The 11,630-nt window shown below is 45.8% G+C and carries 10 protein-coding genes and 1 riboswitch; of the genes, 8 read left to right on the top strand and 2 right to left on the bottom strand.

All coding sequences use genetic code 11. From position 1 onward, the window contains the following. Positions 1-309 precede the first annotated feature (309 nt). The 8 genes from AB4484_RS22905 (at position 310) to thiH (ending at position 8,573) form a co-directional block, all read left to right on the top strand. Positions 310-1,692 (top strand): multicopper oxidase family protein, encoded by a 1,383-nt coding sequence (locus AB4484_RS22905; RefSeq protein ID WP_372080549.1) that lies wholly within the window; start codon positions 310-312, stop codon positions 1,690-1,692. 100 nt (positions 1,693-1,792) lie between these two features. Then, positions 1,793-2,176 (top strand): fluoride efflux transporter CrcB, encoded by a 384-nt coding sequence (gene crcB / locus AB4484_RS22900; protein ID WP_004736665.1) that lies wholly within the window; start codon positions 1,793-1,795, stop codon positions 2,174-2,176. 62 nt (positions 2,177-2,238) lie between these two features. Further along, positions 2,239-2,337: riboswitch (TPP riboswitch) on the top strand. Between the two features lie 129 nt (positions 2,338-2,466). After that, positions 2,467-4,416, top strand: a complete 1,950-nt coding sequence (thiC, locus tag AB4484_RS22895) for a phosphomethylpyrimidine synthase ThiC (protein ID WP_372080547.1) — start codon at positions 2,467-2,469, stop codon at positions 4,414-4,416. Continuing rightward, positions 4,416-5,708, top strand: coding sequence for a thiamine phosphate synthase (locus tag AB4484_RS22890; protein WP_372080545.1), 1,293 nt, complete (start codon positions 4,416-4,418; stop codon positions 5,706-5,708). The genes thiC and AB4484_RS22890 overlap by 1 nt, the downstream gene beginning before the upstream one ends. After that, positions 5,698-6,480, top strand: a complete 783-nt coding sequence (locus AB4484_RS22885) for a ThiF family adenylyltransferase (RefSeq protein WP_372080543.1) — start codon at positions 5,698-5,700, stop codon at positions 6,478-6,480. The genes AB4484_RS22890 and AB4484_RS22885 overlap by 11 nt, the downstream gene beginning before the upstream one ends. Then, entirely contained in the window at positions 6,477-6,686 is a 210-nt protein-coding gene (gene thiS, locus AB4484_RS22880; protein WP_048610390.1) for a sulfur carrier protein ThiS, read from the top strand. The genes AB4484_RS22885 and thiS overlap by 4 nt, the downstream gene beginning before the upstream one ends. Positions 6,687-6,688: 2 nt before the next feature. After that, complete coding sequence (locus AB4484_RS22875; protein ID WP_017067772.1) at positions 6,689-7,453, top strand: thiazole synthase; 765 nt, start codon at positions 6,689-6,691, stop codon at positions 7,451-7,453. Positions 7,454-7,460: 7 nt separating this feature from the next. Next, the gene (gene thiH / locus AB4484_RS22870; protein ID WP_017061318.1) at positions 7,461-8,573 is read left to right on the top strand and encodes a 2-iminoacetate synthase ThiH; all 1,113 of its coding nucleotides are present in this window, start codon (positions 7,461-7,463) and stop codon (positions 8,571-8,573) included. A gap of 114 nt (positions 8,574-8,687) precedes the next feature. Here thiH and AB4484_RS22865 read toward each other — a convergent pair whose 3' ends face one another. Continuing rightward, a complete protein-coding gene (locus tag AB4484_RS22865; protein ID WP_372080541.1) occupies positions 8,688-10,478 on the bottom strand; it encodes an aminopeptidase P family protein in 1,791 nt (596 codons plus the stop codon). A gap of 122 nt (positions 10,479-10,600) precedes the next feature. Further along, positions 10,601-11,542, bottom strand: a complete 942-nt coding sequence (locus AB4484_RS22860; RefSeq protein ID WP_012605070.1) for a LysR family transcriptional regulator — start codon at positions 11,540-11,542, stop codon at positions 10,601-10,603. Positions 11,543-11,630 lie beyond the last annotated feature (88 nt).

Below are 11,630 nucleotides of genomic sequence, written 5' to 3'. Positions count from 1 at the left end.
AGAAATGCTAGAGCCTTTTTGCTTTCTGAATCCAATATACGTTATTAGCAGAGCAGCGGATTCCCCGATTTACCAAAACAGCACGTGTTGGGAGTCGAAACCTCCAACCTTTCCATATACTAAGCCTTTTTTACTTTCTATTTTTAGTCGACAATTGCTACTTTTAATAAAACCTGGCCTTAAAAGTGTAAGTGCTTACTTATCTCAGCCTCTTTTATAAACAATCAACAGCACAAACTACGCTTCTTTATGAGAACTATTCTCAATATTTTGTTACATTTTGGTCGTTATTACTAAAAGGCAACAAATATGGATATCTCCCGTCGTAAGTTTATTCAATCATCTCTCGCTCTATCTGCACTCACTGTACTGCCCGCTTGCTCAATGAAACGGTCGGTTGATGAACAAGGCAAGTATGTTTATGAACTAACCGCAGAGCCTTCAACCGCTGAACTCGTGACGGGGTTTGAGACTGATATTCTAGGCTTTAACGGTCAGATTCCAGCGCCAACGATTCGATGTCGACAAGGTGAGAAGGTAACGATCCGCTTTACCAATAAGCTCGCTGAACCGACAACTATTCATTGGCACGGTTTAAGGGTTCCTATCGGAATGGATGGAGTACCTTTCTTAAGCCAACCACCGATCATGCCAGGTGAAACATTCATTTATGAATTTACGCCACCAGATGCTGGCACGTTTTGGTATCACCCACATATGAACAGCGTTAAGCAGCTTGGTATGGGCTTGGTTGGTCTAATTATCGTTGAGGAGAGCATTCCAGTGCAGTTTGATGAAGAGCACGCACTGATGCTTAAACATTGGCATATAGATAAGAAAGGCCAATGGAAAGATCTAATGATCCCACGGCTCAGCGCTCGCATGGGTACGCCAGGAGAGTGGAGTAGCGTTAATGGAATACATGAGCCTGTCTATCAATTAAAACAACATGCAACGACCAGGTTACGTATCGCTAATGTCGACAATACGATCACTTATCCTATTGCTGTCGAAGGGGCTGAGGCATGGGTGATTGCCATTGATGGTAACCCTGTCAAAACACCTTATAAGCTGACTCAACATAAAATTGGCCCGGGGATGCGAGTGGATATTGGATTGATAGCACCCAAAGCAGGTGGGCGAGTGAGCGTCCTTCAAATGAAAGGGCGCTTTCCTTTCTCTTTGTGTGAGTTCGAGGTTGTAGATTCAACCCTTGTTGAGAATCGCTCTCTACCTTCTTTACCCCTTAATCCTGTGCCCAACTTAGATTTGGCTAATGCAGAAGAAATCGACTTTTTATTTGAATGGGAAGGGGCGGTTTCTCCAGTATCCAAAGATGGAAAATCTATGCCTAAGTTTTGGCTAACTAATAAACGAGTATGGGAGGGGATGAGCAAAGATAATATCCCTGAACCGTTGGCTACTTTAGAAATGGGTAAAACCTATATATTCGATCTTAAGAACGTCACTCAATATCATCACCCGATTCATATTCACGGCCATACATTCACTGTATTGGAACTTGATGGGAAGAAAGTTGCAGAACCTTTCCATACCGATACTGTGTTACTTGGAAAGAATGGTCGAGCGAAAGCCGTATTTGTTGCCGACAACCCTGGCCGCTGGATGTATCACTGTCATGTTATCGAACACATGAAAACGGGTTTGATGGGATATATTGAAGTTAAGTGACACCTGTAACGTTTAATATTTGCGCATGCATTCTTAGTTTCTACCCTCGCTTTTGTCGGCGTTAAAGCTAGAATATAGGGATTATTGTTTGGGAGGATTCATGGGTCAGTTATCTATTCTAGGTTTTATCGCCATCGGTGGCGCGTTTGGTGCTTGTTCACGTTACTTGATTTCAGAGTTATGCGTTGTGATGTTAGGGCGTGGTTTTCCTTACGGTACGCTGACTGTTAACGTAATTGGCTCTTTGATTATGGGATTACTCATCGCCGCGTTTGAAAATGAGATGGTTGCGACGGAGCCATGGAGACAAATTATCGGTCTTGGTTTCCTTGGAGCCCTGACGACATTTTCTACGTTTTCGATGGATAACGTGCTTCTTATGCAGCAGGGTGCGTTCTTCAAGATGGGGCTCAATGTACTGCTCAATGTGGTGCTCAGTATTTCAGCGGCATGGATCGGCTTCCAACTTCTGATAAAGTCTTAAAACTTTCTTACGATTTGTTAACAACTCGGCTTGGTTTATCCAAGCCGTTTTTATATACTCGATCGTACTTGTCGGAGTGCCATATGGCTGAGACCGTTAACTCGGGATCCGTTGAACCTGATCAGGCTAATACCTGCGAAGGGAACAAGAGTAGATACCTAACTAGAATCCTTCTAGAGATCTATCTCCAGATCACAACTGTATTTCTTACCGTGATCCCTCTTGTAGCATCTTATCCGTCAAGCATTTTTATCCCTATAAATAATGGCTAAAAGCCAAGGAAAAATGCTATGTCGAGTCGTAAACAAGCAAGACTGGAAGCGAAGAATTTCATTGATTCTTTATCCGTACAACCTTATCCAAATTCAAAAAAAGCTTACATCCAAGGCTCTCGCGAGGACATTCAAGTCCCTGTACGAGAAATATCACTAGCAGATAGCCTTGTTGGTGGTACCAAAAAAGAGCCTGTATTCGAACCTAATGCGCCAATTCACGTATACGACACCTCTGGTGTTTATACCGACCCTACGCACGAAATTGACCTTTATAGTGGCCTTCCTAAGTTAAGAGAGCAATGGATTGAAGAGCGTGCTGATACCGAACTATTAGACGATGTAAGTTCTGTTTACACCAAAGAGCGTTTAGAAGATGAAACTCTAGACGACCTTCGTTACGGTAATCTGCCTAGAATTCGTCGCGCGACTGGCGATCAATGTGTTACTCAGCTGCACTATGCTCGTCAGGGAATTATCACTCCTGAGATGGAGTACATTGCGATACGTGAGAACATGGGGCGTCAGAAGTTTGCTGATGAGCAGTTGAACCACCAACACCCTGGCCATAACTTTGGCGCAAACCTGCCGAAAGAAATCACCCCTGAGTTCGTGCGTAAAGAAGTCGCTGAAGGCAGAGCTATCATCCCGTCGAACATTAACCACCCTGAATCCGAGCCGATGATTATTGGCCGAAACTTCTTAGTGAAAGTGAACGCCAATATCGGTAACTCTTCAGTAAGTTCTTCGATTGAAGAAGAAGTTGAGAAGCTAGTATGGTCGACTCGTTGGGGTGGCGATACCGTGATGGACCTTTCTACCGGTCGTAATATTCACGAGACTCGCGAATGGATACTACGTAATAGCCCAGTACCAATTGGCACAGTTCCTATGTATCAAGCGCTTGAAAAAGTGAATGGCGTTGCGGAAGACCTTAACTGGGAAGTGATGCGTGATACCTTGATTGAACAGGCAGAGCAGGGTGTTGATTACTTTACTATCCACGCAGGCTTATTGCTTCGTTACGTTCCTATGACCGCTAAGCGTGTGACTGGCATTGTCTCTCGTGGCGGCTCTATCATCGCGAAATGGTGTCTTGCTCATCACCAAGAAAGCTTCCTTTATACCCACTTCCGTGAGATCTGTGAGATCTGTGCGAAGTACGATGTCGCTCTGTCATTGGGTGACGGTCTACGTCCGGGGTCGATTGCTGATGCGAATGATGAAGCTCAATTCTCCGAATTACGTACTTTGGGTGAGTTGACTAAGGTTGCTTGGGAATACGACGTGCAGGTGATCATTGAAGGCCCTGGACATGTACCAATGCACCTAATTAAAGAGAACATGGACGAGCAGTTAGAGCACTGCCATGAAGCACCGTTCTATACATTAGGTCCATTGACTACCGATATTGCCCCTGGTTATGACCATATTACCTCTGGAATTGGCGCGGCCATGATTGGTTGGTACGGCTGTGCGATGCTCTGTTATGTAACTCCTAAAGAGCATCTAGGCTTACCAAATAAAGAAGATGTCAAGACTGGCCTGATTACTTACAAGTTGGCTGCACACGCTGCAGACTTGGCTAAAGGACATCCGGGTGCACAAATCCGAGATAACGCTTTATCAAAGGCACGTTTTGAATTCCGTTGGGAAGACCAATTTAACCTAGCTCTTGACCCGGAAACTGCGCGTTCTTTCCATGATGAAACTCTGCCACAAGAGTCAGGCAAGGTTGCTCACTTCTGCTCAATGTGTGGACCTAAATTCTGCTCAATGAAGATCTCTCAAGAAGTTCGAGAGTACGCGAAAGACACTGAACAAGTGGCAGCTGATCAGGCTATCGAGATTAAGATGCTTGATAATCCGTTGGAAGGGATGCGTCAGAAATCACAAGAGTTCCGTGATACTGGCTCTGAACTTTATCACCCTACAGTAGGTGCAAAAGAAGCTCAATTAGAGGAATAATGACAGTGAAGATTCTTATCCCATCTCATAATATTGAGCTAACGGGAGAGGTGCAAAGCTGTCTATTGGTTGCTAAGCGACAAGGCTTGGCAACCGATGCAGTTGAGTTGGGTGTAAGCCCAACTCAATGCTTCTCTATCGTTGATGCTCAGCAAGCGTTATCTATTGGTTTTGCTCATGATGTTGATTCATTGGCGGAGTGTCGCTCAAGTGAGCTTGATCATATCGTTGATTACAGTCATTCAGTGGCGCTAGCTGGTGTCCGCGATGCCTTGGCACAAACTCCGAATACCATCTATATCGGTGTCTTAGATGACTCAGCTGCATTGGATATCTGGTCACAGCTAGATTCTAATCGTGCTATCAAGAGTGAAACTCCAGCTCATCAGGAGTTAGATAGTCGTGGCCACTTTGCTTGGTTAGTTACTTTGTTGGCGTTGGAATTCCCATTAGAAGACGCACTGGTTTTGGCTCGCGCAGCATCTAATGTTTCACGTGGAACATGGCCAGCAAACTATCAAAACTTTCCTATTCCTGTTCTAGAAGATGAGCGACTGGATATTAGTGTTGGTTGGGCGCACCAAGGAACATCACTTTCTTTCCCGGAATTGAGTAAGAGTAGCCTAGGACTATACCCAGTGGTTGATGATGTTGAGTGGATCGAAAGGCTGCTCAAGCTTGGAATCAACACAGTTCAACTGCGTATTAAGAACCCACAGCAAGCAGATTTAGAACAACAAATCGCACGATCTATCGAACTCGGTAGAGAGCACAACGCTCAGGTTTTTATCAATGACTATTGGCAATTGGCACTCAAGCATGATGCTTTTGGTGTTCATTTGGGTCAAGAGGACATCGAAGAATCCAACCTATCTCAACTGAGCCAAGCTGGTATTAAGATCGGTCTCTCGACTCATGGCTATTACGAGTTGCTACGTATTGTGCAAATCAACCCAAGCTATATTGCGCTGGGGCATATATTCCCAACCACCACTAAGCAGATGCCATCGAAGCCTCAAGGGCTTGTGCGTTTATCTCTCTATCAGCAGCTGATTGATACTATCCCATACACAGAAGAACTCACCGGTTATCCGACGGTTGCGATTGGTGGAATTGACCAGTCGACGGCAGCACAGGTGTGGAGTTGTGGGGTATCGAGCCTTGCTGTTGTACGTGCGATTACGTTAGCCGAAGACCCAAAACAAGTGATTGAGTTCTTCGAAGCATTAATGGCTGACAGTTCTACAAGTCCTGCTAATGAGGTAACTCAGGAGCTAAATCATGCTGAGTGATTTCGAATTCATTCGTTATCAACGACAAATCGCACTCCCTGAAGTGGGTGAGCAAGGGCAACGTAATCTATTAGATAGCCATGTGTTGGTCATTGGTTGTGGTGGCTTAGGCAATGCAGCGGCTCTCTATCTTGCGGCTTCCGGTGTCGGAAAAATCGTATTGGTTGATGATGACTGTGTGGACTCGTCTAACCTGCAACGACAGGTAGCGTTCAAGGAAAGTCAGTTAGGTTCACCTAAGGTTGAAGCTCTGAAGCAACAACTGAGTGAGCTTAATGACCGAAGCCAAGTAAGAACCATCAATAAGCGAATGACTCAAAGCCAACTTGATCTTGAGGTGATGCTCGCTGATTTGGTGTTGGATTGTACTGACAACTTTGAGTCGCGCCAGCAGGTTAACCAAGCATGTTTCGGCAGCAATAAACCTATGATTTCTGGTTCTGCGATCGGCTGGAAAGGTCAGTTTATTGTCTTTGATTATCAGAAACAGAAAGGGTGCTATCACTGTTTATTCCCGTTCAGTCACCATCCGCAAACGACACGTTGTAGCGATAGCGGCATCATCGGCCCAGTTGTTGGCACCATAGGCAACCTACAAGCACTGGCAGCTATTCAACGTCTTAGCACTGGCGAGTTCCAAGTTGCGACACATCAGCTCAAACTGTTTGATGGTCAGACGATGAACTGGCAAAACTTAAGTGTCACTCAAGATAGTGAATGCCCCGTTTGCTGCACATCTACAGCTAACTATTTAGAAGAAGAAACCCAATGAGCAACATAACGATCTCTATCAATGAGCAACCAGAACAGGTTGCACAATCGTCGTCTCTAGCGGATATCATCCAAGCGCTTTCACTACCCGATCTAGGTTGTGTCTTTGCTATCAACAATGCGGTTGTCCCGCGTAGTCAGTGGCAACAAACGGTCGTCAATGAAGGCGATGCTATTTCTCTTTTCCAAGCCATTGCAGGAGGCTAACCATGTTAACTATCGCAGATAAAACGTTTCAATCTCGACTCTTCACTGGAACGGGTAAGTTCGCGAATAAGCACTTGATGGCGAGTGCTATTGAAGCTTCCGGTTCTCAACTTGCAACCATGGCGTTGAAGAGGGTTGATATTCGCTCCGAGCAAGATGATATTTTACAGCCGATCATTGATGCTGGCGTGAACTTGCTACCAAATACCTCTGGGGCGAAGAACGCGAAGGATGCCATCTTTGCTGCGCATTTGGCTCGCGAAGCGCTAGGCACAAACTGGCTAAAACTGGAAATTCACCCAGATCCAAAGTACTTGATGCCAGATCCAATTGAGACATTAAAAGCGGCTGAGCAACTGGTTAAAGATGGCTTTGTTGTGTTGCCTTACTGCCATGCCGACCCAGTGTTGTGTAAACGCTTAGAAGAGGTGGGTTGTGCTGCGGTTATGCCGCTAGGTGCGCCGATTGGGTCGAACAAAGGTATCGCTTCGGCAGACTTCTTAGAGATCATTATCGACCAAGCGAATGTCCCTGTGATTGTTGACGCCGGTATCGGTGCGCCTTCTCATGCTGCTCGTGCAATGGAAATGGGCGCAGATGCCGTTTTAGTGAACACAGCAATAGCAGCGTCTCAACAGCCTGTTGATATGGCGATTGCTTTTAAACTGGCAGTTGAGGCTGGCCGTATGGCTTACCTTTCTGGTCTCGCAGGTCAGGTGTCTCACGCGGTTGCTTCTAGTCCGTTAACTTCATTTCTAGACGAGTAGTGTCCTTATGACGTTTGTTGATCGATTTAAACAGCTCAACTGGGATGACATTGGTATGTCTATCTTTAGTAAAACGGCGGCGGATGTTGAACGCGCTCTGAGTAAGCCCAAACGCGACTTGGAAGACTTCAAGGCTCTAATCTCTCCGGCAGCTGAACCTTACTTAGAGCAGATGGCGCAACAATCGTTGGCACTAACACGCAAGCGATTCGGTAATACAATGTCGTTGTATATTCCATTGTACCTCTCGAACCTATGTGCGAATGCGTGCACGTATTGTGGTTTCTCAATGGAGAACCGCATTAAGCGTCGCACACTTACTTTGGATGAAATCGATGCTGAAAGTGCCGCTATCAAAAAGATGAAGTTTGATAGTGTACTGTTGGTAACTGGTGAACATGAAACCAAGGTCGGGATGAAGTACTTCCGTGAAGTGCTACCGAATATTAAGGCACAATTTAACTATCTTGCGATGGAAGTGCAGCCGCTTGATCAAGATGACTACGCAGAGCTTAAAACTCTCGGCTTAGATGCGGTGATGGTTTACCAGGAAACCTATAGCCCAAGTACCTACGCGGAACACCACTTGCGTGGCAATAAAATGGATTTTGAATACAGGCTTGAAACGCCCGATCGTTTGGCAAAAGCGGGTATTGATAAGATAGGCATTGGCGCTTTGATTGGCTTGGAAGATTGGCGTACCGACTGCTTCTTCGTGGCTGCTCACTTAGACTATCTTGAGCGCACTTATTGGCAAACACGTTACTCGATTTCATTCCCACGTCTTCGTCCGTGTGAGGGGGGGTTGCAGCCTAAATCGATTATGAGTGATAAACAGTTGGTTCAACTTATCTGTGCTTATCGCTTATTAAACCCTGAGGTTGAATTGTCTCTTTCGACTCGTGAGTCTGCAGCTTTCCGCGACAATGTGTTGCCATTGGGAATCACCAGTATGTCGGCTGCGTCTAAAACCCAACCCGGTGGTTATGCTTCTGACGAAGAAGAACTCGAGCAATTTGAAATAAGTGATGAGCGAAGTGCTGCCGATGTTGAGTCAATGATTCGTCAACGTGGTTTTGATCCTGTGTGGCGAGACTGGCACAGTGCTTACTCTGGTTAGCGAACACATAGATTGATGTTCCACGTGAAACATCGACGAAGTTAAATCGACAAATAAAAACGGCTACCCTAAGGTAGCCGTTTTTCATTTCATTAAGTTTGGATTAGCTAAGCATTAAGCATGAGCAAGTGGAGTGGTTGATTGGCGTAACCATTCCAATGTATCACCTTCAACTAATGGGCTAACATCGTTCCATACTTTCTGGTGGTAATCATTAAGCCATGCAAGTTCAGGTCGTGTCAGTAAATCGACGTTGATGTTGCGCTTATCGATAGGGCAGCGTGTTAGTGATTCAAACGTTAGTACTGAGAAGTCACCTTGAGTTGGCAGCTCAACCACCAGTTCTAGGTTTTCGATACGGATACCAAATTCATCTGCACGGTAGTAACCCGGCTCGTTTGATAACACCATGCCTTCAACAAGAGGTACGTCGATTAGCTTCTTAGAGATGCTTTGCGGACCTTCATGAACACTTAGGAAATGACCAACACCGTGACCAGTACCGTGGTCGTAGTCGAAGCCCTCTGCCCATAAATGCTGGCGAGCTAGGATATCCAGTTGGAAACCACGAGTACCCTGTGGGAAACGTGCACGTGCAATGCCGATGTGACCTTTAAGCGCTAACGTGAACTGCTGGATCATTTCGGCGCTTGGCTGGCCAATTGCGATAGTACGAGTGATGTCGGTTGTGCCGTCTAGGTACTGACCACCTGAATCGACTAGGTAAAGAGTATTCATCTCTAACTGACCTGGTTCAGGTTGGTTCTCGTGGTTGTAGTGACACATTGCTGCGTTGCCGCCTGCTGCTGAAATTGTGTCAAAACTTAGGTCCATCAGCGTTGGGTCTTGTTCGCGGAATGATTGAACTTTGTCTGCTAGCACAGCTTCATTGTGCAGATTACCTTGCGCGACTTCTGCATCAATCCAAGATAGGAATTTCGCCATCGCAACACCATCACGAATGTGACACGCTTTCATGCCGGCAATTTCAGTTTCATTCTTTGCTGCTTTTGGCATTAGGCATGGGTCTGCTGCTTCAATGATATGAGCACCAGAGTTTTGTAGAACCAGCGTGTACCAAGCGTTACTGGTACCTGAATCGACAGATACATTTTTGCCTTCCAAAGATTGAAGGCGTGCTTCAAGCTCTGATGGGTGAGATACACGAATACCATTGCCAACGTGTGCTTCAAAGCCAGTAGGAATGCGAGCTGGGTCTAGGAAGAAATCTACGCTTTCATCTGCGTGAATGATCGCGTTGGATAACACAACAGGTAGGCGAGATACGTCCAAACCACGGATGTTAAGCAACCAACAGATCGAATCGAGTTCCGTAAGGATAGCGGCATCAGCACCTTTGGCTTTTAGTAAGCCAGCAATCTCCGCACGTTTGCTTTCACTTGATTGGCCTACTGCGTCTGTTGCCATTAAGCGAACATCAGATACCACCGGCTCTGGACGATCAGACCAAAGCTCATCAATTGGATTCGAAGATAGCGTTGTTAGTTCAACTTTCTCTGCCAGTTTAGCTTGAGCGCCTTTCAACCAAGCAGCGGTGTGCATGCGTGGGTCGAATGCAACCTTGCTGCCTTGTGCTAGAGAACTGGTGATCCAATCTAAAGCCGGCTCTTCAATAAGGTGGCGATACTCAAATAACTCTGCTGGTACCTGCTTACGAACCTGAACCGTGTAGCGACCATCAACAAAAATAGCAGCGTTCTCACGAGTGATAACCGCCGCACCAGCAGAGCCAGTGAAACCTGTTAACCAGTGAAGTCGCTCGTTATGAGCTGGAACGTATTCACCTAGATATTCGTCTTCATGTGGAATGATAACGGCATCTAGGTTGTTTGTTTCAAGCCAAGCTCGAACCGCAGCAACGCGTTCAGCAGTGATATTGTGCATCTGTGTTTATCCTTATTGTTAGGGTCCTTGTTAACACTCACAGTAGATATAACTATGAGGGGACTTATTAGGTCATTAAGCTAGCGCTTTTGTTCGTTTGCTGCAAACGCTGTACGCCATTTTTATCTAAGGTGCAGAGTTTTTTCTTTGATGATATCTCGCAACCAAGTTAGCGCTGGGTCATTTTCTCTATCACGGTGCCAAAACAGAGTGTATGCCATCGGCGGGAATTCCATTGGTAAAGGCACAACCACTAAGTCGAGTTGTTTGGCGACAAGGTAAGTAAAGTGGCTTGGTGCGGTAAACACAAAGTCGGTGTAGGTACACAGGCTAGCGGCGCTATTGAAGTCCGGTACTGAGATTGCGATATCACGTTGATGCCCAAGGTCGGCAAGTTTGTAATCGAGCAGCCAACGGTCGTTACCATCGCATCTTACTTGTACATGACGCTGGGCGAGGTAGGTTTCCAGATCCCATTTACCACTCAGAGCAGGGTGGTTGCGTCTTAGCACACACATCTGTGCGTCGCGGTAGATCTCTTGTTCGCAAATGTCGTCTGGCGGCAGCATAGTTAAACGCGCATCGTTGATGTCGATGTCTTTGCCGGTGAGTCCAATATCTAATTCACCAAGCTGTAGCTTCTTGAAGGTTTGTTCGGTCCACGCGTGAGTGTTGATATTGACCTTAGGTGCTTGGCGAAATATTGCCGGTAAGAAGTGCGGAAGAATCAGTGGGTAAACACTCTCAACAGCAGCGATGTGAAAGCTGTGGTCGCTGTTATTGGGAATGAATGTCTCAGGCTGAGTCAGCACATCAAGTTGGTTGATTAACGTTTCTAAGCGAGGCTTAAGGAAAACCGCTTTCGGTGTTGGTCTCAGGCCATGTGCACTTCGCGTGAAAAGGGGATCATTAAATTGTTCACGAAGCTTGGCTAGCGATTTACTTACAGCCGATTGACTCAGACACAATCGATGTGCGGTGCGCGTGACGCTTAGCTCTTCCATCAGCACCTGTAAGCAAACCAGTAGGTTTAAGTCGAGGCGTGATAGTTTCTCAATATTCATGTGAGTTTCCTATTTGGAATAATGCTAATGAGTATATGCCATTTTTGTTCATATCTTTAGTTGGTTATTATGCACCTAAATTAACTCA

This window comes from Vibrio sp. 10N.261.46.A3 (assembly GCF_041472995.1).
Classification (GTDB): domain Bacteria; phylum Pseudomonadota; class Gammaproteobacteria; order Enterobacterales; family Vibrionaceae; genus Vibrio; species Vibrio coralliirubri.
Note: the sequence above shows the minus strand (reverse complement) of the source record. Positions and strands in the feature narration are given on the sequence as shown.